21 protein-coding genes, 1 tRNA gene and 3 pseudogenes are annotated in these 22,960 nt (G+C 65.7%); 12 read left to right on the top strand and 13 right to left on the bottom strand.

Annotated features, from left to right (window positions below; genetic code table 11):
• The first annotated feature begins 43 nt into the window (after positions 1-43).
• Positions 44-763 carry a HemK2/MTQ2 family protein methyltransferase gene (locus tag ACJ512_RS27915; protein WP_407688712.1) on the top strand — a complete coding sequence of 240 codons (720 nt, stop codon included), beginning with the start codon at positions 44-46 and terminating at the stop codon, positions 761-763.
• A complete protein-coding gene (locus ACJ512_RS27910; RefSeq protein WP_407688713.1) occupies positions 760-954 on the top strand; it encodes a CDGSH iron-sulfur domain-containing protein in 195 nt (64 codons plus the stop codon). The genes ACJ512_RS27915 and ACJ512_RS27910 overlap by 4 nt, the downstream gene beginning before the upstream one ends.
• Here ACJ512_RS27910 and ACJ512_RS27905 read toward each other — a convergent pair.
• Entirely contained in the window at positions 951-1,970 is a 1,020-nt protein-coding gene (locus ACJ512_RS27905) for an iron-containing redox enzyme family protein (RefSeq protein WP_407688714.1), read from the bottom strand. The two genes, ACJ512_RS27910 and ACJ512_RS27905, sit on opposite strands and share 4 nt — an antisense overlap.
• Before the next feature lie 93 nt (positions 1,971-2,063).
• Between ACJ512_RS27905 and ACJ512_RS27900 the strand changes: the two genes are divergently transcribed.
• Positions 2,064-3,836, top strand: a complete 1,773-nt coding sequence (locus ACJ512_RS27900; protein WP_407688715.1) for a glycoside hydrolase family 15 protein — start codon at positions 2,064-2,066, stop codon at positions 3,834-3,836.
• Here the strand turns inward: ACJ512_RS27900 and ACJ512_RS27895 are convergent.
• Genes ACJ512_RS27895 through ACJ512_RS27875 form a run of 5 tightly spaced genes read right to left on the bottom strand, consistent with a single transcriptional unit; the run spans position 3,830 to position 8,406 of the window.
• Positions 3,830-6,055, bottom strand: a complete 2,226-nt coding sequence (locus tag ACJ512_RS27895; protein WP_407688716.1) for a SpoIIE family protein phosphatase — start codon at positions 6,053-6,055, stop codon at positions 3,830-3,832. The genes ACJ512_RS27900 and ACJ512_RS27895 overlap by 7 nt on opposite strands.
• Complete coding sequence (locus ACJ512_RS27890; RefSeq protein ID WP_407688728.1) at positions 6,052-6,624, bottom strand: SpoIIE family protein phosphatase; 573 nt, start codon at positions 6,622-6,624, stop codon at positions 6,052-6,054. The genes ACJ512_RS27895 and ACJ512_RS27890 overlap by 4 nt, the downstream gene beginning before the upstream one ends.
• Positions 6,625-6,682: 58 nt before the next feature.
• A complete protein-coding gene (locus tag ACJ512_RS27885; RefSeq protein ID WP_407688717.1) occupies positions 6,683-7,102 on the bottom strand; it encodes an anti-sigma regulatory factor in 420 nt (139 codons plus the stop codon).
• Positions 7,092-7,481, bottom strand: coding sequence for an STAS domain-containing protein (locus ACJ512_RS27880; protein WP_407688718.1), 390 nt, complete (start codon positions 7,479-7,481; stop codon positions 7,092-7,094). Before ACJ512_RS27880 ends, ACJ512_RS27885 begins: the two co-directional genes overlap by 11 nt.
• A 22-nt stretch (positions 7,482-7,503) precedes the next feature.
• Positions 7,504-8,406 (bottom strand): STAS domain-containing protein, encoded by a 903-nt coding sequence (locus tag ACJ512_RS27875; RefSeq protein ID WP_407688719.1) that lies wholly within the window; start codon positions 8,404-8,406, stop codon positions 7,504-7,506.
• A 171-nt stretch (positions 8,407-8,577) separates the two neighbouring features.
• Between ACJ512_RS27875 and ACJ512_RS27870 the strand changes: the two genes are divergently transcribed.
• Positions 8,578-8,946, top strand: a complete 369-nt coding sequence (locus tag ACJ512_RS27870; protein ID WP_407688720.1) for an STAS domain-containing protein — start codon at positions 8,578-8,580, stop codon at positions 8,944-8,946.
• An 80-nt stretch (positions 8,947-9,026) separates the two neighbouring features.
• Positions 9,027-9,344 (top strand): heme-binding protein, encoded by a 318-nt coding sequence (locus ACJ512_RS27865; protein WP_407688721.1) that lies wholly within the window; start codon positions 9,027-9,029, stop codon positions 9,342-9,344.
• Here the strand turns inward: ACJ512_RS27865 and ACJ512_RS27860 are convergent.
• Positions 9,264-9,938 (bottom strand): HAD family hydrolase, encoded by a 675-nt coding sequence (locus tag ACJ512_RS27860; RefSeq protein ID WP_407688722.1) that lies wholly within the window; start codon positions 9,936-9,938, stop codon positions 9,264-9,266. The two genes, ACJ512_RS27865 and ACJ512_RS27860, sit on opposite strands and share 81 nt — an antisense overlap.
• A gap of 150 nt (positions 9,939-10,088) precedes the next feature.
• Between ACJ512_RS27860 and ACJ512_RS27855 the strand changes: the two genes are divergently transcribed.
• The 5 genes from ACJ512_RS27855 to ACJ512_RS27835 all read left to right on the top strand — a co-directional run bounded on the left by ACJ512_RS27855 (position 10,089) and on the right by ACJ512_RS27835 (position 13,746).
• Positions 10,089-10,385, top strand: a complete 297-nt coding sequence (locus ACJ512_RS27855; RefSeq protein ID WP_407688723.1) for a hypothetical protein — start codon at positions 10,089-10,091, stop codon at positions 10,383-10,385.
• Between the two features lie 123 nt (positions 10,386-10,508).
• The gene (locus tag ACJ512_RS27850) at positions 10,509-10,724 is read left to right on the top strand and encodes a hypothetical protein (RefSeq protein ID WP_407688724.1); all 216 of its coding nucleotides are present in this window, start codon (positions 10,509-10,511) and stop codon (positions 10,722-10,724) included.
• A gap of 67 nt (positions 10,725-10,791) precedes the next feature.
• Positions 10,792-11,094 (top strand): DUF4193 domain-containing protein, encoded by a 303-nt coding sequence (locus ACJ512_RS27845; RefSeq protein WP_407688725.1) that lies wholly within the window; start codon positions 10,792-10,794, stop codon positions 11,092-11,094.
• Positions 11,095-11,117: 23 nt separating this feature from the next.
• Positions 11,118-11,498 (top strand): thiol-disulfide oxidoreductase DCC family protein, encoded by a 381-nt coding sequence (locus ACJ512_RS27840; protein ID WP_407688726.1) that lies wholly within the window; start codon positions 11,118-11,120, stop codon positions 11,496-11,498.
• 595 nt (positions 11,499-12,093) lie between these two features.
• The gene (locus tag ACJ512_RS27835; RefSeq protein ID WP_407688729.1) at positions 12,094-13,746 is read left to right on the top strand and encodes a sensor histidine kinase; all 1,653 of its coding nucleotides are present in this window, start codon (positions 12,094-12,096) and stop codon (positions 13,744-13,746) included.
• Between the two features lie 224 nt (positions 13,747-13,970).
• Here ACJ512_RS27835 and ACJ512_RS27830 read toward each other — a convergent pair.
• The 3 genes and pseudogenes from ACJ512_RS27830 to ACJ512_RS27820 form a co-directional block, all read right to left on the bottom strand.
• Positions 13,971-14,537: pseudogene (locus ACJ512_RS27830) on the bottom strand (helix-turn-helix domain-containing protein); the annotation flags it as partial.
• A gap of 195 nt (positions 14,538-14,732) precedes the next feature.
• Entirely contained in the window at positions 14,733-17,495 is a 2,763-nt protein-coding gene (locus ACJ512_RS27825; RefSeq protein ID WP_461480173.1) for a beta strand repeat-containing protein, read from the bottom strand.
• 384 nt (positions 17,496-17,879) lie between these two features.
• Positions 17,880-19,427, bottom strand: a pseudogene (locus ACJ512_RS27820) (PE domain-containing protein); the annotation flags it as partial.
• 235 nt (positions 19,428-19,662) lie between these two features.
• On the opposite strand from ACJ512_RS27820, the gene ACJ512_RS27815 reads away from it, so the two are divergent.
• A complete protein-coding gene (locus ACJ512_RS27815) occupies positions 19,663-20,133 on the top strand; it encodes a DUF6444 domain-containing protein (RefSeq protein ID WP_407688967.1) in 471 nt (156 codons plus the stop codon).
• Entirely contained in the window at positions 20,130-20,507 is a 378-nt protein-coding gene (locus ACJ512_RS27810; protein ID WP_461479906.1) for an IS66 family transposase, read from the top strand. Before ACJ512_RS27815 ends, ACJ512_RS27810 begins: the two co-directional genes overlap by 4 nt.
• Before the next feature lie 318 nt (positions 20,508-20,825).
• On the opposite strand, the gene ACJ512_RS27805 is transcribed toward ACJ512_RS27810, so the two are convergent.
• From ACJ512_RS27805 to ACJ512_RS27795, 3 genes and pseudogenes are all read right to left on the bottom strand, one after another.
• Positions 20,826-20,899, bottom strand: a tRNA-Pro gene (locus ACJ512_RS27805).
• Between the two features lie 59 nt (positions 20,900-20,958).
• Positions 20,959-21,962: pseudogene (locus tag ACJ512_RS27800) on the bottom strand (PLP-dependent cysteine synthase family protein).
• Positions 21,959-22,918 carry a metallophosphoesterase gene (locus ACJ512_RS27795; RefSeq protein ID WP_407688968.1) on the bottom strand — a complete coding sequence of 320 codons (960 nt, stop codon included), beginning with the start codon at positions 22,916-22,918 and terminating at the stop codon, positions 21,959-21,961. Before ACJ512_RS27795 ends, ACJ512_RS27800 begins: the two are co-directional and overlap by 4 nt.
• Positions 22,919-22,960: the final 42 nt, after the last annotated feature.

The following is a 22,960-nucleotide window of genomic DNA, read 5'->3' as shown; positions in this document are numbered from 1 at the left end:
CGACCGCCGCGGCCATGCTCTAACGGCTTTCGAAAGGCCCAGGTTGACAATCACATTCCCCGCGCCGCCCGGCGCGCTGAACCCGACCGTCCCCGAAACCGGGCCCGAAAACGGCAACGTGTACCGGCCGCAGGAGGACTCGCGCCTGCTGGTGGCCGCGATGCAGCGCACGGCGCTGATTCCCGGGCGCCGGGTGCTCGACCTGTGCACCGGCAGCGGGTTCGTGGCGATCGCGGCGGCCGAGTTGGGTTGCGCCGGCGTCACCGCCTTCGACATCTGCCCGCACGCCGTGCGGTGTTCGCGCGGCAACGCCGCCGGCGCCGGGGTGGTGGTCGACGTCCGCGAAGGCTCTTGGACACGCGCTCTGGACCTGGCCCCGTTCGAGGTGGTCGTCTCCAACCCGCCCTACGTGCCGACGCCGCCCGGCGCCGGTCCCGAGGCCATCCCGGCGGTCGCCGGCCCGGCCCGGGCTTGGAACGGGGGCGGCGACGGCCGGTCGATACTGGATCCGCTGTGCCGGTCCGCGCCGAAGCTGTTGTGCGACGGGGGGACGATGTTGATGGTGCAGTCCGCCTTCGCCGACGCCGGCCGGTCGCTGGACATCTTGCGCTCCGCCGGTATGCAGGCGGATATCGTTGCCTCCGAACCGATTCCGTTCGGCCCGGTGCTGATGGCCAGGGCGGCCTGGCTGGAGCGGACGGGGCGCATCCCGCGCGGCTGCCGCGAGGAGGAACTCGTCGTGATCCGGGCGGACAAGCGGTGAGCGCCACCCGGGTACAGGTGGTGCCGGGCGGGCCGGTGCTGGTCTCGGGCCCGGTGCGCATCGAGATGCCCGGCGGCGAAGTCGTGGAGTCCGACCGGTTCATGGTGGCGGTCTGCACCTGCCGGCGCAGCGAGGAGTATCCGTTGTGCGACACCAGCCATCGCCGGTGCCGCCGCGTCGCCGAGGGCTAGTCGACCGGCCTGCGCAACGACGACCGCCCCTGCTCCCACGCCGCCAGCACGGCGCCGGCGAAGCGGTCTTCGAGCAGCGCGTTGGCCCGCATCCCGAAGACGACGTCGGGCTCGAGCTGCGGTTCGCGCGCCACGAGATCGCCGATCACGTTGACCCGCACCACGTGTTCGTGGACCGCGTCGGCCTCGACGTGCTCGCGGTAGAACCGCGCGCAGGCCGCCGGTGCGCCCATCCGCTGCAGCGCCTCGGCCATCCGCCGCGAGCCCGGTGGTGAGGAGATCTCGATCGACGCGAAGTGGCCGACCGCCGCCCCGCGCAACGCGCGGTGCAACCCGAACAGCGACATCAGGTTCACCACCGCCAGCGCCTCGGCCGGGACGGCGTCCAGGTAGCCCAGGTAGGCCGTGTCCAGGCCGGCGGCGGCCAGCAGGTCGGCGAAGAGTTGCTGATGCAGGCGTGGGCCCTGCCCGGCGCCGTACTCGTCGTACTCGATCGCGACGAACGCGGCCTTGGCGCCGCCGGTGAGGCGGGGGATCGCCCAGGCGTGCGGGTCGCCCTCCTTGAGGTGGTACAGCGAACGGTGCACGAAGTACTCGCGCATCTGCTCCCAGGTTCCGTTGTCGCGCAGGTGATATGAGGGGCCGGTGCCGCCGGGCGGCTCGACGGTGAGCGCCTCCATTTCGGTCGCCGCGCTGCGGCCCGGTTCGATCGGCCCGACGTCGCGCCGCACGCCGGCCAGGAACACGCGTTCGAGCTCACCGCGCAAACCCAGCAGCGCGGGGTTCCACTCCCAGGCGGGGTCCACGCCGGCGAAACCGCGGTAGTGCAGTTCGTAGCACATGCACAGCGCCAGCTGCAGGTCCAGGCCGTAAGGGTCGGAATCGCGCGCCCCGGAACCGATGCGCGCCAGGTGGTCGTAGGAGGGCGGTCCGGTCAGCGCCAGGCGAACTGCCGTCGACAACGGTCCGTGGGCCGCCGGCAGGGCCGGTTCGGCGATGATCGGTGCGCGGGTCACGCCGATGGATACCCGTCACCGGCCGGAGCAAACGGCCGGCCGCGGGCATACGATCGGGATGATGTGGACGCAGTCGCCCGTAGGGCAACACTGATGGCGTCGGTACCCCTCGAGGACTACGCGGTGCTGGGGGACCTGCACACCGCGGCGTTGCTGGCCCGTAACGGCAGCATCGACTGGTTGTGTCTTCCGCGTTTCGACTCGACGGCCTGCTTCGCGGCGTTGCTGGACGACGACTCGGCCGGGCACTGGCGCATCGCCCCGGTCGGGACCGGGGCGGCGACCCGCCGCGGGTACCGCGAGGACACGCTGATCATGGACAGCGAGTGGGACACCCACGAGGGCACGGTGCGGGTCACCGACTTCATGCCGCCGCGCGGGGAGGCCGCCGACGTGGTGCGGGTGGTCGAGGGTTTGTCCGGGAAGGTACGGATGCGGATGCGGCTGGTGATCCGGTTCGACTACGGCAGCGTCCGGCCCTGGATCACGTTCACCGAGCAGGGAATGCGCGCGACCGCGGGTCCCGACACGTTGTGCCTGTGCACCTCCGTGCGGCTGGAGGGGGATCACCAGGCCGTGGTGGCCGAGTTCGAGGTGGCTCGGGGCGAGAAGATCCCGTTCGTGCTCACGCACATGCCGACGCACAATCGCAACGCCGCACAGGCGGAGGCGCAGCAGGTCCTGCTGGACACGGAGATGTTCTGGCGAACCTGGATCGACCGCTGCACCTACCGGGGGCCCTGGGACGCGGCGGTGCGCCGCGCCGTCATCACGCTCAAGGCGCTGACCTACCGGCCGACCGGCGGGGTGGTGGCCGCGGCCACCGCGGCACTGCCCGAAGTGTTTGGCGGCAAACGTAATTGGGACTACCGGTACTGCTGGTTGCGCGACGCCACCTACACGTTGCAGGCGCTGCTGGACACCGGCTACGTCGACGAGGCCAAGGCGTGGCGGGACTGGCTGGTCCGGGCCGTCGCCGGTGATCCGGCCAAGCTGCAGATCATGTACGCCGTCGACGGCACCCGCCGGCTGACCGAGCACGAGCTGAACTGGTTGTCCGGCTACGAGAATTCGGCCCCGGTGCGCGTGGGCAACGCCGCCGCCGGTCAATTCCAGCTGGATGTGTGGGGCGAGGTGCTGTGCGGGTTGTACCTGGCGCGCGACAGCGGTGTGGACCCGGAGGAGACCGGGTGGGAGGTCCAGCGGGAGCTGCTCGACTTCCTGGAAGGGCATTGGGACTCCGAGGACTCGGGCCTGTGGGAAGTCCGCGGGCCGCGTAGGCATTTCGTGCATTCCAAGGTGATGGCCTGGGCCGGTCTGGACTGCGCGGTGCGCAGCGTGGAAGAGCAGGGACTCGACGGTCCGGTCGAGGAGTGGCGGGCCCTGCGGCACCGCATCCACGCCGACGTCTGCGAACACGGCTTCGACGCCGACCGGGGGACGTTCACGCAGTTCTACGGTTCCCGTGGCCTGGACGCCGCGCTGCTGCTGATACCGCGGGTCGGCTTCCTGCCGTGGGACGATCCGCGTGTGGTGGGCACCGTCGAGGCCGTGCAGCGCGAGCTGGGCGACAACGGACTGATCGTGCGGTACCGGCCCGGCGCCGACGGCGACGTCGACGGCATCCACGGCGGCGAATGTGCCTTCCTGGCATGCACTTTCTGGCTGGCCGACGCCCTGCACGGCATCGGCCGCCGCGACGAGGCCCGCGCGCTGTTCGAGCGCCTGCTCGACCTACGCAACGACGTCGGTCTGCTCGGCGAGCAGTACGACACCGACACCGCGCGCCAGTTGGGCAACTTCCCGCAGGCCTTCAGCATGGTGGGCCTGATCAACACCGCCCGCCATCTGCAGCGCGATCAGTGACCATGTGCCGCGGCGGGCGCCGGCGGGCGGAAGTTGGCCTCGACGGTGGTCCCGTCGGCCGTGGGGTGGATCTCCATCGAGTCGCTGATCGCCCGCATCAGCAGCAGCCCCCGCCCGCTGTTCCCGGGGTTGGCGGCGGGCTGCTTCCAGGAGCCGGAATCGACGACCCGCAGCCGGATTTCCCGGTCGACGGCGTCGGCCTCGACCAGCATCGTCCCGTCCCCGCGCCCGCGGTAGGCGTGCTCCACGCAGTTGGTGCACGCTTCGCTGGCGACCAGCACGATGTCGGCGCTCAGCGACTCCGGAACGCCGGCGCCCTCGAGCCACTCGCCGAGCCTGCGCCGCATGCCGGCCAATTGGTCTGCGCCGGCGTGGGTTTCGAATCGGAACGGTGGCCGCCGGTGCCGGTAGATCACCATGGCCACATCGTCGTCGAATCCCGGCACCGGGGCAAGTTCGCGAAGCACCGACTCCCCGACGGCGTCCAGGGGCAACGCCCTCGACTGTGCCAAAACCTTTGCGGCACGGTCGATCCCGAGATCTATCGACTCGTGTTTGCGCTCCACCAGGCCGTCGGTGAACACCATCAGCGTCGAGCCGGCCGGCAGCACCCGCACGCCCTGCGGGCGGGGCACGTCCCGGAGCACCGCGAGCGGTACCGACGAGGCGTCGGCGAGCACGGTCGTCGCCCCCGGTTCGGGACCCACGATGACCGCGGGCATGTGGCCGGCGTTGCTGTACTCCATGGCCCCTGACCCGGTGTCCACGATGGCCACGAAAACCGTTGTGCAATAAGCGTTGGGGATCAGCGACGCCGCCAGGTCGAGCTGCTCGAGCAGCAGGGCCGGCTGGGCGCCGTTGATCAGCAGTGCGCGCGCCGAGCTGCGCAGCTGACCCATGACCGCGGCGGCCGGCAATCCGCGGCCCACGCAGTCGCCGACCACGATGCCGATGCGGTGTTCGCCGACGGGGAGCACGTCGTACCAGTCGCCCCCGATCTCCAGCGGCGGGACGGCCGGTTCGTAGCGTACGGCGAATCCGGGCGGCGGCTGGATCGGGGGCAGCATGGCGCGCTGCAGCGTCAGGGACGTCTCGCGGGCGGTCTCGAATTGGCGGACATGCTGCATGGCCAGGCTGAGGTGGCCGATGAGCACCGTGACCAGCAGCCGGTCGTCCGCGCTGACCCAGCGCGGTGAGCTCAGTTCGAGCCACAGGGCCAGGTCGCCGGAGCCGGACAGCACCGCGACCAGCCCTTGTGACTTGCCGGGCCGGTCCGGCCGTTCGATCGGCTTGGCCGTCAGCGGCAGCTGGTGGCGCGCCTGCTGGAAGGTCTGGCGCAGCCACGGGTCGAGCTGGCGCCAGGACTGGGCCGGCCGGCCCGCCACCTGGACGTTGGGTTCGCCGTCCCCGGTTGGCCATTCGACGACGAGCACGCGTTGCACGTCGAGCGCCGCCCGGCACTCGTCGAGTGTGATCGACAGCAGCTCCGAGACGCTCTTGGCCACGGCCACCGCCGTGGCCAGCCGCAGCACCGCGCTCTCGCGGGCCGCGAAGGCGCGTTCGGCGGTGATGTCGCGAACCGTACCCACGTACGCATCGAGACCGGTGCCGGAGCGCTGCACCGCGTTGATGGTCACCAGGACCCACACGAGGTGGCCGTCCCGGTGCCGGATCGGTGTCTCGTAGTGGCTGCCGCCGCTGTCCCGCACCACCGAACGTTGTTGCAGGGCGGTTTCTTTGTCGAGCAGCCAGGGGTGCGGCCACCGGTAGGGCAGGCCCTCGGCAGGGTACCCGACGATCTCGACCAGGGCGTGGTTCATCTCGACCACGGTCGCCTCCCGATCCGCGACGAAGAACCCCTCCTGCAGCGAGTTGACCAGGGCGGTGCGGAACTTGTCGCGGTCGGCCATCTCCTCGGCGCGGGCACGTTGCTCGGCATAGCGCCTGTTGCCGTCGAGGAAGCCCCGGGTCGCGACGTCCAGCGGCGCCAGCGTTTGCAGCAGGAACTCCAACGCGCCCGCAGCGTCGACGGCGGAGGTGAGCCCGGAGTCGCGGACCAGACCGAAGTGGTGCTCGACGATGTCGAGCGTGCTGATCCGGTCCTGCAGCGCGATCCGCCCGAGCTCGTGCCCCACGGCCAGGCTGTCCTCGTCGCGGGCGGCCAGGTAGGTGCGCAGGGCGACGTCGTAGCGGGCGCGAAAGGCGTCGGCGTTGCTCATCTGGTTGCTCCCCGGTGACGAGCGGTGAGCACCATCGCGTCGTCGGTGTCCTTGGCGTGCTCGACCAATATATGTTCGGCAATGGCGGAGGTGGAGGCGGCGAAGTCGATTCCCTCCACGGGGTAGTGGTTGATGCCGTCGCTGGCGATGACGATCAGGTCGCCGGCGCGCAGCCGCACCACCTGCGCCGGCCGGATCTCCGGAATGCGGTAGCCGACGACGCCCGCGGTCAGGCGCGCCGACGACCGGACGTGGATGCCGCGGGCGGACTTGGCGATCAGGTTGGCGGTGACGTTGCCGACCCCGGTCCAGGTCAGGGTGTTGGCCGTGAAGTCCACCCGGGCCAGGGTCATGGCGACCCCCCTGGTGCCGGCCAGCACGCGGTGGCACAGCTGCACCAGAACCTCCAGGCGTTCGGAGCGGGCGCGCCGCAGCGCATCGACGGCGCGCAGCGCGGGTGTCGCGGCTGCCGGGCCGTGGCCGAGCCCGTCCATCACCCCGAACAAGGCGGCCTCGCCGGCGATGTCGATCGCGACGGGCTGGTCACCGGAGACGGCCTCCCCGGGCAGCGGGCGGCCCGCGGTGGCCCACTCGATCGGCCCGAGCCGGCCCCCGCCGTCCCAGTCCTCACGCACCGGAGGGAACCCATTTCCACATCTCGACGACCGTGCCGTGGCCCGGCACGGACTCCACCGCCAGCCGGTCCATCAGGCGCCGGGCGCCGGGCAGGCCCATGCCCAGGCCGCGGCCGGTCGAGTACCCGTCCTCCATGGCGCGCTCGACGTCGGCGATGCCCGGGCCGTGGTCCTCGGCGCGCACCACCAGGGCCTTGCGGCCCTCCTGGTCGGCCACCGTGACGCGGACCGTGCCGCGACCCGCGTAGCTGGTGATGTTGCGCGCGATCTCCGAGATCGCCGTGGCGATCATCGTGACGTCGGTCAGGGAAAACCCGAGGTCGAGAGCGAGCTGGTGTCCGGCTTTGCGGGCGGCCACGATGTCGTCGGGTTGATCGATGGCGACGACGACGTCGCACGCGTCAGCCGCCACCGTCGCGCCCGATCGCCGGTTTGCCGGCCCGCAGCTGCCGATGCAGCACGGAGAGCCCTTCTTCGAGGTCCAGGGCGGTGGTCATGTCGTCGAACGCCAGCCCCAGCTGGACCATCGCGAAGGCCACCTCCGGCTGCAGGCCGACGATCACGGTGTCGGCGCCGCGCAGCCGCGTCATCCGGGCGATGGTCTGCAGCGACCGCGCGGCGAAGGAGTCCATCACGTCGATGGCGGTGACGTCGACGATGATGCCCTGCGCGCGGTACCGGCTGACGTGCTCCATGAGGTCGTGGCGCAGACGCTCGGTGTCGGAATCGGACAATGCCGCCTGCACCGTGGCGATGAGGATCGTCCCCTGTTTCAGGATCGGTACCGGCATGGTCCCCTCACCCCGGCTGGGCTCACCCGGTCTGCTCCCCGGCGCGGGTGACTTCGTAGCCGAGCAGGCGCTCGGCCTCCTCGATGCCGCCCTGCAGGTCGCCGACGGCGTTCATCTTCGACAGGTCCAGCCCGATGGTCACCAGGGTCAGCGCGATCTCCGAGGACAGGCCGGTGATGATGACGCTCGCGCCCATCAGGCCGGACGCGTCGACGGTCTGCACGAGGTGGTTGGCCACCGTCGAGTCGATGGTGGGCACACCGGTGATGTCGATGACCACGACCTTCGCGCGGTTGGCGCGGATGGCCCGCAGCAGTTGCTCGGTGACCTGGCGGGCGCGCTGGCTGTCGAGCACGCCGATGATCGGCAGGATCAGCAGCTGTTCGCGCACCTGCAGCACCGGCGTCGAAAGCTCGCGGATCGCCTCCTGCTGCTGGCGGATGATGCGCTCGCGCTCCTGCACGAAGCTGACGGCCACGGTGTTGGCGATGCGGTTGGCCGCCGGCTCGTAGGCGTCGAGCACCCGGTTGAGCATCTCGAAGTTGCTTTGGTACTTCTTGAACAGCGAGCGGGCGAGCACGTCGCGCAGCAGCAGGACGATGCCGATGACCTCGTCGGTCTCCACACCCCGCGGGATGATGCGTTCGGACAGGTCGCGGGCGTAGGCCTGCAGCGCCTCGACGCTGCCCGTCTCGAGCACCTCGACGTAGTTGTCGTAGACGGCGGTGGCCTCGCCGAACAGCTCGTCCGGTGTCATCGCGGTGAGCAGTTGCGCTTCGGTGATCCTGCGGGCCCATTCCTCGCGCAGGATGGTGCGGTTCTGGCGCAGGTGCTGGACCAGTTGCGGCAGCAGGCCGTCGCTGGAGATGCTCACCGGCAGGGCGGCCGTGGCGGTGCCGGGGAAATCTGATGGAGATTCCGACATCTTTCCTCCCTGATGCCCTCCCGGGGCGCACGCCGCGGTGCGCCGCATACCTTGTGCGAGACTAGCTTGGATTGCTGTGGGGCAGGCGGTGAGGGCGTCTTCTTCTTCTCGCCGTTCGTGCGGCGGGTTACGCTTGCACCATTAGTCATGGCCCAGGACGAAGGATCGCCATTGTCAGCTCCTGATTCGATTACCACGATGGTCGCCGACCACGATGGGGTCTCCGTGGTCAGTGTGAGCGGCGAGATCGATTTGGTCACCGCTCCGGCCCTCGAACAAGCCATCGGCGCAGTGGTCGCCGAGGGACCGACGGCGCTGGTCATCGATCTTTCCGCGGTGGAGTTCCTCGGTTCGGTGGGGTTGAAGATTCTCGCCGCGACCTACGAGAAGCTCGGCAAGTCCGCCGACTTCGGCGTGGTCGCGCGGGGTCCGGCGACCAGGCGGCCGATCCATCTGACCGGTCTGGACAAGACCTTCCCGCTGTATCCGACGCTGGACGACGCGCTGACCGCGGTGCGGGACGGCAAGCTCAACCGCTGAAACGGCGGCGTTTGGACATCCGCGGGTGCGGCTATCCGCCGTGGCGGGGGGGTCCGGAACGTGTGAAGGACTGGGAGACCATGAACATCCGCCGTCTCGCCACCTACCGTCCGCTGGCCGGCGCCGCGGCATGCTGTCTGCTCGCCGGCGTGGTGAGCGCCCCGGCGGCGGCCGCACCGCGGGTGACCACCGCCTACCTGCGGCCGCACGAGCAGGCCGCGGTCAGTTTGCATGACTATGTGCGGACGCACCCGCAGCAGTACAACGACCTGCGCGGCATCATGATGCCGGTCGTGGCGCGGAATCCGCAGCGACCCTCAGCCGCCCCCGGCCAGCGCCGCGATGCGGGTGGATTCCAGGTGGTCCAGCAGGTCCTGCGCGTCGGCGAAGACGGGTGACGCACCGGCGTCCTGCAACTCCGCGCGGGAGATGCCGCCACTGAGCACCCCGATACAGGGGAGCCCGGCGCTCGCCGCGGCGTGCGCATCCCAGACGGCGTCACCGACGAACACGGCTTGTTCGGCTCCCACGCCGGCGCGGTCCAGGGCGACCCGCATGATGCCGGGCTCGGGTTTGGCGGTGTCGACGTCGCGCGACGACGTGGTGGCGGCGATGACGTCGTCGCAGTCGAGGACCTTGCGCAACGCCTCCAGTTCGTCGCCGGGTGCCGAACTGGCCAGCACCACCTGCAGCCCGAGCCCGGCGACGCGGTGCAGCAACGCGCGGGCACCCCGCAACGGGGCCAGCAGTCCGCTGGCGTCGCGGTAGTAGCGGCTGTGCGCGTCGCTGAGCCGTTCCCGCACGTCCTCGGGCGCGTCGTGTGAAAGCGTGCGGACCAGCTCCGCGCCGTCCATGCCGATGCAGCGGTGGATGTGCCAGGCCGCGACGGACAGGCCTTCGGCGTCGAAGGCCCGTTGCCAGGCGTAGACGTGCAGGTAGTTGGAGTCGACGAGCGTGCCGTCCACGTCGAACAGGACCGCGGGGCTATTCATGCGCCCGGCATACCCGTCCCGCGTCGGGTTGACACCGGCGAGCGGGCACGGGTGTTTGCCCTCCGCGCCGAGGGGTAGACGCGGGGGACACCGCCGCGCGGATTCTGTTCGAACCACCCTGGTACGCAAACCTTCTCCCGAGGAGCGACGTTGGACCCGATCGATTACGCACGCACCACCCGCCGCCATGCCGGCGAAACCGTCAACCACGGCGCCAATGTCCCGGGCCTGATCATCGGGGCGGTCGCCGTGGTCGCGCTCACGGTGGGCATCTACGCCCTGGCCGCCGGGAGCGCCGTCGTCGGGCTCGTGGCGCTGGTCCTGGCCGCCCTGTCCGGGGCGGTGTCGGCGCTCTGGCTGATGCGCACCCACCGCGCCGTCAGGACGGCCGAGGTGCGCCGGCACGCGGCCGGGTCCGACGAGCCGCCACCCCCGCCCACCAGCTGACCGGCGGCGAGGGACGCGACGGGCCTTCGTTCGGTCGTGGACCCGACCGCATAACACCGAGGCGCGTTCGACGCTGTCGACGACACCCATGAGCACTACCGGCGCCCCGGGTTGGTGGCGGCGGTGGTGTGGGTGCTGGGACTGGCCGTCGGCCTGCCCGCGCTGGTGGTAGGGGAGGTCACGGTGGCCGCCTCGGCCCTGGCCGTGGCGGTGCTGGCGCCGTGGCTGGGCCTGCCTGGGTGTCGCACGGGCACCGCCGTGCTGCCGGGTGGCGCTGTCGGCGGCGGACGTGCAGATTTTTTCGAGTTCAGGGGTGTGACCGGTAGTCCAACGGGGTAGTGCATGAGCCACGGGTGATGAGTACAGGAAAGTGCGTCAACCCGCCACTGTCGAGAAAGGAAAGGCCATGGCGACCGCAAGCGATTACGACGCACGTCGCGTTACAGACACCGAGAGCTCCGACATCGGCTCGCTCCGCGAGCTGGCACCCACCCTGCCCGAGACGTCGACCGCCGTCGTCGACCAGGATCCCAACGACGTGCACTTCTTCGAGTTGCCGGGCGCGGACCTGTCCTCCGAAGAGCTGTCGATCACGGTGATCCCGCAGCAGGCCGACGAGTTCACCTGCTCGAGCTGCTTCCTGGTGCAGCACCGCAGCCGGTTGCGCAAGTCGGGGCCCGGAGTGGCGATCTGCGCCGACTGCGCCTGACCGGATCGCCGTAGACTCGGGGCATGGACGGCACCCTGGTTTTCGACGGGCGGTGCGGGATGTGCACCCGGGCGGCCAGGCGGCTGGCCCGGCTCGACCGGACCGGCCGGCTCCGCATCGAACCGTTTCAGGCGCCGGGCATGGCCGACCGCCTGGGCGTTCCCGGCGACCGGCCGCCCGAGTCGGCGTGGTGGCTGGACTCCTCGGGCGCCGTCTCGTCGGGCGCCCGGGCCATCAACGCGGCCCTGTCCGCGGCGCTCGGCACGCCCGTGCCACTGTGGCTTTACCGGCTCCCCGGTATGGGCGCCGTGCAGAATGCGGTCTATCGCTGGGTGGCCGCACACCGCTATCGGTTCCGCGGCGTGACGCCGCTGTGCGAGACCGAGCCCCAGCGGTGCGGGTAGACGCTTAAAGCCTTGGTGCGCAACGGCGTTCGCGGGCCGTTTCAGGTCGCGGGCAGGACCCCTTCATGCGCTCGCCCCTGCGAGGCGGCCTGCCTCGCAGCCTCGGCCCGCTCGCGGAGGGTCCGGGCGAGCTGACAGGTTTGTCGGGCCCTGTTGATCGCGTCGTCGAGTTTCGGCCCGGCAACGGTTTGCTCGACGGCGCGCTGGACCGCACGCGTCCGGTGGGCCTTCTGCCGACAGGCGTTGCTGCAGTAGAGTGCGTCGGCGCGGGCGTAAAATTGCGTTCCGCATTCCCCGCACTGCAGTCGTGAAGCCGCCATGACGGCATGTTACACCTAGTTGTAACACCCGGGCGGGTAATCGCAATGAAATCCGTTGGTGAACAATGGTTGTCGGTGCAAATTATTGCCGAATCGCCTTGACTGGCGGGGTTGCCGAGAGTTCACTGAGGGCACCTGCCGAGACCCCACCTGGTGTGGGCGGAAGCGGTATTGGTGCTCAGCGCGCCGGCTTTCCGACAGAGAAGGTGCAGGCCGTGGTTGGCGACACGGGAAAGGCAGCCTTCGGGCTCGGGCGTCCGGAGTATTTGAACCGGATGCACGAACAACTCGAAGAAGTGGTCGCCGACCGCGCCCGGATGGGGGAATTGCTGCAGGTCGCGATCGAGATCGGGTCCGACCTCGACCTGGATTCGACGTTGTCCCGCATCGTCAACGCCGCGATGACCATGACGGGTGCCCGTTACGGGGCGGTCGGCGTGTGGGCGCCGGACGGTCTGCTGGCCTCGTTTGTGCATGCCGGGATGGATCCGGACACGGTTCGCCTGGTCGGTCACCTGCCGGCGGGCAAGGGCCTGCTCGGTGTGCTGCGCGAGCGCCACGAGCCACTGCGCCTGACCGATCTGACCGAGCATCCGGCCGCGGTGGGCTTCCCCGGGCACCATCCCCGCATGCGGGCCTTCCTGGGGATGCCGGTCATCATCCGCGGCGCGGTGTTCGGCAGCCTCTACGTCACCGACGACCGGCCCGGGCGCGTCTTCAGCGAGGCCGACGAGATCACGTTGGAGGCGCTGGCCTCGGCGGCATCGGTGGCGATCGACAACGCGCGGCTGTTCGACCGGATCAGCGCGGCCGCCCGGTGGACCAGCGCGAGCCGGGAGGTCACCACCGCCCTGCTGTCGGAGGCCGATCCGGATCTGCAGCCGCTGCAGCTGATCTGCGAGCGGGCCGCCGAACTCACCGATGCCGAGCAGGCGATCGTACTGGTTCCCGCCGACCCCGAGCAGGCCACCGACGACGTCGACACCCTGGTGGTATCGGTCGCGGTCGGCAGATATTCGAACGAGGCTCTGGGACAACGCGTCCCGGTCATGGGATCGACGGCCGGCGAGGTGTTCCGGTCCGGCGAACCCGTGATCACCCCGGCGGTGCGTTGTGCGGTCGCGGCGGTCGCCGACATGGGGGAACGATCGGCGATCGTGCTGCCGCTCCGCGCGGAACAGCAGACGACCGGCGTGATCGTGTTGGCGCGCAACGCCGCTGCGCCGCAGTTCGAACCCGAATACCTGCACGTGGTCCGGGACTTCGCCGATCACGCGGCGATCGCCCTGACGCTGGCCACCACACGCCGGTACGCGCGGGAACTCAGCTTGCTGACCGATCGCGAACGCATCGCGGCGGACCTGCACGACCTCGTCATCCAGCGGGTCTTCTCCGTTGGTCTGGGCCTGCAGAGCGTCGCCGCCCGTCTGCGCTCACCCGAGTTGGCCGCGCGGATGAACGGCTTCGTCAACGAGCTCCAGGACGTCATCAGCGACATCCGGACCACGATCTTCGACCTGCGCCGGCCGCCCGCCCCGCGGCGGGACTTCGCCCAAAGCGTCCAGGATGCGATCGCCCGGCTCACCGACGGCGGGGACATCGTCACCTCGGTGCGCATGTCGGGTCCGATGGGCGCGGTGAGCGGCGACCTCGCCGAACGGGCGGAGGCGTTCCTGGCCGAGGCCCTCGGCGATGCCGTGCACCACTCCGGTGCCGGCCATGTCACCGTCGCGGTCGGCGTGGGTGAGGAGATCAGCATCGAAGTCGGCGACGACGGGCCGGTCCGGGCCGACGACCGGCGCCGCAGCGCCCTGGTCGACCTGGCCCGCCGCGCGGGGGAGACCGGCGGTCGCTGCGACGTCGCCAGCCCTGCGGCCGGGGGCACCCGGGTGAGTTGGAGCGAAACGCTGAGCCCACGGGTCCGCTGACGGACCTTGCTGGGTCGGGGTGGCGGGATTCGAACCCACGGCCTCTTCGTCCCGAACGAACGGTCAGGGGCTGAACAGGCATTTATCTGAAATGAATAACCTGCACCAACCCGTTGCGATGCCTGCCAGAGCGCATTTGTGCCGCTAACTAACAGCACGGCGTGAATCCATTCCGCCCCATTACAGCTGACGTGAGTCAACGCGGCGGCACGTTGGGCGCCGAACTGGTCGAAAAACCGGCCCAAGGTGTCCTGGTTGCGGCCTTCGGCTGCCCACACCAACCTGCCTGTGGTGTGGTCGATCACGCACGTCAAGTAGCGGTGGCCTTTGCGGTAGGCGATCTCGTCGATGCCGATGCGGGTCAACCCTGCCAGCAGGTCGTTGGTGTCGCGGCCATCGGCGACCACCCGAGCGACGATCGCAGCGATGGTGCGCCAGGCCACCCGCAAAAACACCGCCACCACACTGAGGGCGGCGTGCGCGGTCAACCACGCGGCTGTGTCCTCAAACGCCCAGGTGTGACGGGCCCCGGGCCGCGCCCACGGCAGGTGGGCCACCACCACCCCATGCTCGGGGCAGGCCACCCGCGGCGCTGCGGCCTGCAGACAGGTTTTCGTCGTCCCCAGATCCAGGCTGCGCCGGCGCCTGATCGCGTCCCCGCCGTCATAGCCCGGACAGCGTTTCTGGCACCGCGAGCACCGGCTGGCCTGGATTGCCTTGGGCCGCACCGCAAACACCAGCACCTCGCTGGTCACCGCCGCCTTGCAGAGCGAAGTCGCCGTCTCGATCATCACGTCATCGACGACCATGTCCTGGCCACCGAGGACCGTCGCGAATACCCTGGAATTGCCCAACGCCGTACACCCTCCTTCGGCTTGAACCCTCTAACAGTCCAAAACGTAAGCAGGACACGGCGTTGCGCCCCAAAACCCCAGGTCACGGGCCCACGACTATGGCCGAAGAGCCGAAATTTCTTCGCCTACAGTTTATTTGAAGAAACCGGACTGGTTGTCACTGCGGTTAAAAAAGCCCGAATCAAAGTTTCCAGAGTTCCCTAATCCAGAGTCTTCAAGACCAGAGTTCAGTATTCCAGTGTTACTGCCACCGGAACCGAAGTTCAGTATTCCAGTGTTACCGCCTCCGGAACCGAAGTTCAGTATTCCAGTGTTAATGCCACCGGAACCGAAGTTCAGTATTCCAACGTTAGCGCCACCCGAACCTGAGTTTAGTATTCCAGCGTTATTACCACCGGAACCGAAGTTCAATATTCCAGCGTTATTGCCACCGGAACCGAAGTTCAATATTCCAGTGTTACCGCCTCCGGAACCGAAGTTCAGTATTCCAGTGTTAATGCCACCGGAACCGAAGTTCAGTATTCCAACGTTAGCGCCACCCGAACCTGAGTTTAGTATTCCAGCGTTATTACCACCGGAACCGAAGTTCAATATTCCAGCGTTATTGCCACCGGAACCGAAGTTCAATATTCCAGTGTTACCGCCTCCGGAACCGAAGTTCAGTATTCCAGTGTTAATGCCACCGGAACCGAAGTTCAGTATTCCAACGTTAGCGCCACCCGAACCTGAGTTTAGTATTCCAGCGTTATTACCACCGGAACCGAAGTTCAATATTCCAGCGTTATTGCCACCGGAACCGAAGTTCAGTATTCCAACGTTAGCGCCACCCGAACCTGAGTTTAGTATTCCAGCGTTATTACCACCGGAACCGAAGTTCAATATTCCAGCGTTATTGCCACCGGAACCGAAGTTCAATATTCCAGTGTTACCGCCTCCGGAACCGAAGTTCAGTATTCCAGTGTTAATGCCACCGGAACCGAAGTTCAGTATTCCAACGTTAGCGCCACCCGAACCTGAGTTTAGTATTCCAGCGTTATTACCACCGGAACCGAAGTTCAATATTCCAGCGTTATTGCCACCGGAACCGAAGTTCAATATTCCAGTGTTACCGCCTCCGGAACCGAAGTTCAGTATTCCAGTGTTAATGCCACCGGAACCGAAGTTCAGTATTCCAACGTTAGCGCCACCCGAACCTGAGTTTAGTATTCCAGCGTTATTACCACCGGAACCGAAGTTCAATATTCCAGCGTTATTGCCACCGGAACCGAAGTTCAATATTCCAGTGTTACCGCCTCCGGAACCGAAGTTCAGTATTCCAGTGTTAATGCCACCGGAACCGAAGTTCAGTATTCCAACGTTAGCGCCACCCGAACCTGAGTTTAGTATTCCAGCGTTATTACCACCGGAACCGAAGTTCAATATTCCAGCGTTATTGCCACCGGAACCGAAGTTCAATATTCCAGTGTTACCGCCTCCGGAACCGAAGTTCAGTATTCCAGTGTTAATGCCACCGGAACCGAAGTTCAGTATTCCAACGTTAGCGCCACCCGAACCTGAGTTTAGTATTCCAGCGTTATTACCACCGGAACCGAAGTTCAATATTCCAGCGTTATTGCCACCGGAACCGAAGTTCAATATTCCAGTGTTACCGCCTCCGGAACCGAAGTTCAGTATTCCAGTGTTAATGCCACCGGAACCGAAGTTCAGTATTCCAACGTTAGCGCCACCCGAACCTGAGTTTAGTATTCCAGCGTTATTACCACCGGAACCGAAGTTCAATATTCCAGCGTTATTGCCACCGGAACCGAAGTTCAATATTCCAGTGTTACCGCCTCCGGAACCGAAGTTCAGTATTCCAGTGTTAATGCCACCGGAACCGAAGTTCAGTATTCCAACGTTAGCGCCACCCGAACCTGAGTTTAGTATTCCAGCGTTATTACCACCGGAACCGAAGTTCAATATTCCAGCGTTATTGCCACCGGAACCGAAGTTCAATATTCCAGTGTTACCGCCTCCGGAACCGAAGTTCAGTATTCCAGTGTTAATGCCACCGGAACCGAAGTTCAGTATTCCAACGTTAGCGCCACCCGAACCTGAGTTTAGTATTCCAGCGTTATTACCACCGGAACCGAAGTTCAATATTCCAGCGTTATTGCCACCGGAACCGAAGTTCAATATTCCAGTGTTACCGCCTCCGGAACCGAAGTTCAGTATTCCAGTGTTAATGCCACCGGAACCGAAGTTCAGTATTCCAACGTTAGCGCCACCCGAACCTGAGTTTAGTATTCCAGCGTTATTACCACCGGAACCGAAGTTCAATATTCCAGCGTTATTGCCACCGGAACCGAAGTTCAATATTCCAGTGTTACCGCCTCCGGAACCGAAGTTCAGTATTCCAGTGTTAATGCCACCGGAACCGAAGTTCAGTATTCCAACGTTAGCGCCACCCGAACCTGAGTTTAGTATTCCAGCGTTATTACCACCGGAACCGAAGTTCAATATTCCAGCGTTATTGCCACCGGAACCGAAGTTCAATATTCCAGTGTTACCGCCTCCGGAACCGAAGTTCAGTATTCCAGTGTTAATGCCACCGGAACCGAAGTTCAGTATTCCAACGTTAGCGCCACCCGAACCTGAGTTTAGTATTCCAGCGTTATTACCACCGGAACCGAAGTTCAATATTCCAGCGTTATTGCCACCGGAACCGAAGTTCAGTATTCCAGTGTTACCGCCTCCGGAACCGAAGTTCAGTATTCCAGTGTTAATGCCACCGGAACCGAAGTTCAGTATTCCAACGTTAGCGCCACCCGAACCTGAGTTTAGTATTCCAGCGTTATTACCACCGGAACCGAAGTTCAATATTCCAGCGTTATTGCCACCGGAACCGAAGTTCAATATTCCAGTGTTACTGCCACCGGAACCGAAGTTCAGTATTCCAGTGTTACCGCTACCAGAACCTAAGTTCCCTATGCCGGTGTCGCCGCTACCAGCACCAGAATTTAAGAAACCTACATCCTGTCCTCCAGTACTTGTGTTGTAGAAGCCCACGTCGTTGTTCCCATTGAAGAATCCTGTGTCAAAATATCCGGTCAGATTCTTGTTCATAAAGCCAGAACTGAAGTTTCCCGTGTTGCCAAAGCCCACGTTATAGCTTCCGGTGTTACCAAACCCCGACTCGTAGGTTCCCGTGTTCCCGAAGCCAGAAACCGTGCCGTGCTGACTGACCACACTGCCGATACCGGTGTTTACACTTCCCGAGTTCCATATTCCGGTGTTGATGTTCCCCGAGTTCCCTATTCCAATGTTGAGGGTACCTGAGTTGAACAATCCGATATTTCCTGTGTACACCTCCGTAACCGGACCAGAGGTGGTAAACGCGTCTGTACCGCCGGAGTTGAAAGCACCCACATTTTCCCAGCCTGAGTTGAATAATCCCATATTAGTATTACCGGAATTACCTATACCCAAATTGGTGTCACCAGCGCTGTATAGACCCATGTTATGGTTACCCGAGTTGAACAAACCCATGTTACCCGCCCCGGAATTCAGCATCCCCATGTTATGCGACCCGGAGTCGAAAACCCCCGAGTCGAATGATCCGGCATTAAATACTCCAGAGTTAATAAATCCGGTATTGAACAAGCCGTAGTTTAGATAACCGGCGTTGAACAAACCGAAATCTTCTTCACCAGAGTTGAAAAACCCTGAATTGAAACTTCCAGAATTGAACAAGCCATAGTTGTTAGCACCAGAATTAAACAAACCGGTATTTTCGCCGCCTTCAAACTCAGCGTTTCCCGAGTTAAAGAATCCAGTGTTGCCGGTGCCAGAGTTGAACAGCCCGGTGTTATGAGTTCCAGAGTTTAGCCCGCCGAAACCCATCTGGTTGTTCCCGGTGAGACCGATACCGATGTCGTGGTTACCGGTGTTGGCGACTCCGATATTGTAGTCACCGGTGTTGGACAGCCCCCAGTTGAAGCTACCGGAGTTTCCAAGACCCATGTTTCCGCTACCGAAGTTCAGTCCGCCGATGCCGATCTGATTGCTACCGGTCAGCCCGACACCAATGTCGTGGCTGCCGAGGTTGCCGAACCCGAAGTCGTGGCTGCCGGAGTTGCCCAGCCCGATATCGAAGTTGCCCAGGTTACTGAGCCCGACGTTGTTGTTCCCGTTGTTTCCGGATCCGATGTTGAAGTTACCGAGGTTGCCACTGCCCAGGTTGGAGTTACCGAGGTTTCCGCTACCGATATTCCCCGACGAGGGGGTGGGGGTACCGGTCGAATTGTTCTCTGAACTTCCGTTACCGAAACCAATATTTCCGTTTCCGAAATTACCCAGACCCAGGTTTCCGCCACCGCGATTACCCGATCCAAGGTTGAGACTACCGGTGTTTCCTCCACCGATGTTGAAGCTGCCATGGTTACCCGAGCCCAGGTTGAGGCTGCCGGTGTTCCCACTCCCGATGTTAAGACTGCCGAGGTCACCCAGACCCACGTTGATGTGGATGGTTTCTATAGCTGTTTGTAATGTCTGCAGCCGAGAAATATTGGCCGCCTCCCCAGCGGCATACCAGAGTCCACCTGCGCTCAACGCTTGAGAGAACTGTGCCTGAAAAGCTGCCGCCCGTAGAACCAACCCGTGAAACTGTTGACCGTAGGTATTGAACGCCTCCGTGATCGATACGGATATTTCATCTTGAGCTGCGGAAAGAATCTGAGTGGTCGAACCTGCCGCTGCTGTCTGTGCTTCCTGAATCACCGATTCCAGACCGGTTAAGTCCGACGCCGTTACGGCTAAAGCGTCAGGTAAGGCGGCCACAAACGACATCTCTGACTCCTGTTCCGTAGGAGATAGGAAAATTCTCTTGGAGAATATACACGAACGAAATAGATTTTCTCGTCCATGTCGGGTAATGTCGCGGACCGTGCGAGGGACGTAGAAATGCGGTAACTGGTCAGGCCTGCGCGGTGTCTGTGTGACCGGTGGGTTTGTGATTCTTTGCGATCTGATCTGATGGGGCGTGTCGCGTTGACGTTCGCGGCTGACCGCTAATCATGGTGGGGTGCCTGATGATCGGCGTCGGGCAGATGAGGAATCCATCGCTGACATTGCTGCGCTGCGGGCCGAGATCGCCGAGCTCAAGCGGCAGCTGGGGCAGAACAGCCAGAATTCGTCGAAGCCGCCGTCGGCGGATTCGACGTTCGCCAAACCCGCACCGAAGTCGTTGCGCCGCAACAGTGGCCGCAAGCCCGGCGGTCAGCCCGGACATCCGGGATCGACGCTGGCGCTGGTTGACGACCCGGACGAGACACTGCGCAACGAGCCCGCCGCATGTGTCGGGTGCGGCGCGACCATCTGCGCGTCCGCCCCGGACGGTGTCACCGCACCGGTGCAGTACGGGCCGCGGGTCACTGCGATCGTCCTGTACCTGTACGTTCGGGCAGTTTCTGTCCAGGCAGCTCGCCGCACAAGCCCTTTTCCCTTTCGGAACTGTTCGGTACCCCGCTGTCGGAGGGCACCGTTGCGGCCATGACGACGCGGGCCGCCGGCGGGCTCGACCAGTTCACCGAGGCGGTGCGCGAGCGGATCGCCGACGCGCCGGTGGCCGGGTTCGACGAGACCGGATTGCGGGTCGCCGGCGCCCTGCACTGGGTGCACTGCGCACGCACCGACAAGTACACGCCGATCACCTGCCATCCCAAGCGCGGCAGGCACGGCATCGACGATAACGGCGTCCTCGCCCGGTTCAACGGCGTTGCGGTGCACGACGCCTGGGCCCCGTATGACCAGTTACGAAATGCGGAGGGCAAGGCGCGTTTCGTGGGGCTCCCGTCCGCCCCCGCCGCCGCCGTGGAAGCGGGATCGGGGGCTCCTCAAGATACTCATCTGTATATGCGGGATACGTGAGCGGTTCATCCTCATACTCCACGCCCCAGCCGTCATCAGGCGTCCGTCTTGCCGCGTCGGACCAGGACTCGTCCAGCATGGTGTCGATCTCGGTCAGCAGGGAGTCTAGGTCATTCGCGCGACCATCATCTAGCCAAGGAACGACACCGCGCCAGGGCGTGGGGGGACGTGACAGGACGTCGAGGGGCGACGGGAAGCGGTCGATTCCCGCCCTCGGTCTGAACTCCCGCTTACCCACTGCCTACCGGGCGAGCTGCCTACCGAAACGACGAAACCCGCCCTGTCCTGTGTTCGCAGTTCAGAGCGGGTTTTTCAGTGTCGGGGTGGCGGGATTCGAACCCACGGCCTCTTCGTCCCGAACGAAGCGCGCTACCAAGCTGCGCCACACCCCGTGTGAAGCCACGACAGCGTATCGCACCGGCCTATCGACTGGCCAAATCGCCTGTCCGGCTCAGGGCCAGGAGCACGAGCGTTCGAACTCGGCCAGCGCCGCCGCGGGGCCGGCGGGCTCGAGGCCCTGCGCGGCGACCCACTCGTCGCAGAAGTAGGTGTCGCGGTAGCGGTCGCCGCTGTCCGCGAGCAGGGTGACCACCGAGCCGTCGCGGTCCTCGGCGACCATCTCGGCGAGCAGGCCGAAGGCGCCCCACAGGTTGGTGCCCGTCGACGGCTCCACCCGCGGCCGGCCGATCCCCTCGATCCGCGACGACGTGGGCAGCATGATGTCGTATCGGTTCTCGGTGTAGGCGGGGAAGAACGCGGAGTTCTCCGGGTCCACGACGCACAGCCGCGTCGCGTGGCGGCGGTAGCGGATGTAGCGGCCGATCGTCGCGCTGGTGCCGCCGGTGCCCGCGCCGACCACGATCCAGTCCGGGACGGGGGTGGCGTTCCTCGCGCATCTGCTCGTAGATCGACTCGGCAATGTTGTTGTTGCCGCGCCAGTCGGTGGCGCGTTCGGCGTTGGTGAACTGGTCCAGGTAGTGCCCGCCGGTCTCGGCGGCGACGCGCTCGGCTTCGGCGTAGACCTCGCTCGAGTTCTGCACGAAATGGCATCGGCCGCCCTGCGCCTCGAAGCAACGCCAGCTTGGGTGAGCTGGTGGCGGCCGGCATCACCGCGACGAAGGGCAGGCCCAGCAGGGCCGCGAAGTATGCCTCCGAGACGGCCGTCGAGCCCGACGACGCCTCGACCACCGTGGTGCCCTCGCCGATCCAGCCGTTGCACAGCGCGTAGAGGAACAGCGAGCGCGCCAGCCGGTGCTTGAGGCTGCCGGTGAGGTGGGTCGTCTCGTCCTTGAGGTACAGCGCGACGTCCGCGTCCGTCGACCACGCGGACGGCAGCGGGTAGCGCAGCAGGTGCGTGTCGGCGCTGCGCCGGGCGTCGGCCTGGATCAGCCGGATGGCGTTGTCGGTCCAGTGCCGGGAGCGGGTTCGGACCGCGATCTGGGTCCGTTCGGTCAACGCATCGAGGCCGCGGGCAGGGAGCGCCCGAGATCGCTGGTCAGGTCGCGGTCACCCATCGGGGCGGCGATCAGCGTCAGCAGGGTGGCTTCGGGCCGGCAGCAGAAGCGCACCGGCGCGAACGGGGAGGTCCCGAGGCCGGCCGAGACGTGCAGCTGCATGGTGGCGCCCCACCGGGACGGGCCCTTCGCGCGGGAGCGGTCCAGTCCGCAATTGGTCACCAGGGCGCCGTAGAACGGCAGGCACAGCTGCCCGCCGTGCGTGTGCCCGGCCATCACCAACTGGTAGCCGTCTGCGGCGAAGCGGTCCAGCACCCGCGGCTCGGGGGAGTGCGTCAGACCCAGTCGCAGGTTGGCGGCGGGGCTGGCCGGGCCGGCGATCGTGTCGTAGCGGTCCCGGTCGATGTGCGGGTCGTCGACGCCCGCGGCGGCGATGTGCAGGCCGGCCACCTCGAACTCGCGCCGCGTGTGGGTGAGGTCGAGCCAGCCGCGTTCGGTGAACGCCGCCCGCAGGTCCTGCCAGGGCAGCGGCTCGCCGCGGACCCGGTGCGACGGGTTGGTCAGGTAGTTCAGCGGGTTCTTCAGGAGCGGCCCGAAGTAGTCGTTGCTGCCGAAGACGAACACGCCCGGCCGCGACAGCAGGTCCCCCAGCGCCTGGACGACCGCGGGCACCGCCTTGGGGTGCGCCAGGTTGTCGCCGGTGTTGACCACCAGGTCGGGCTCCCAGCCGGACAGCTCGCGCAACCAGGCCTGCTTGCGGCGCTGGCCGGGCAGCATGTGGAGGTCGCTGATGTGCAGCACCCGCAGCGGCGTGGACCCCGGGCTCAACACGGGCATGGTGATCTCGCGCAGGACGAAGGCGTTGCGCTCGACGACCGCGGCGTAGCCGATGCCGGCGACCGCGGCGCCGACCGCTGCGGCGCCGGTGCGTATCAGGACGGGCAGAACGTCAGCCATGAAGGCAGCCTACTGCCGCTCTCGGGATGGCAGCGCGCATTC

The organism is Mycobacterium cajalii (assembly GCF_045809005.2).
Lineage (GTDB): Bacteria > Actinomycetota > Actinomycetes > Mycobacteriales > Mycobacteriaceae > Mycobacterium.
This window is presented reverse-complemented; position numbering and strand designations above follow the sequence as displayed.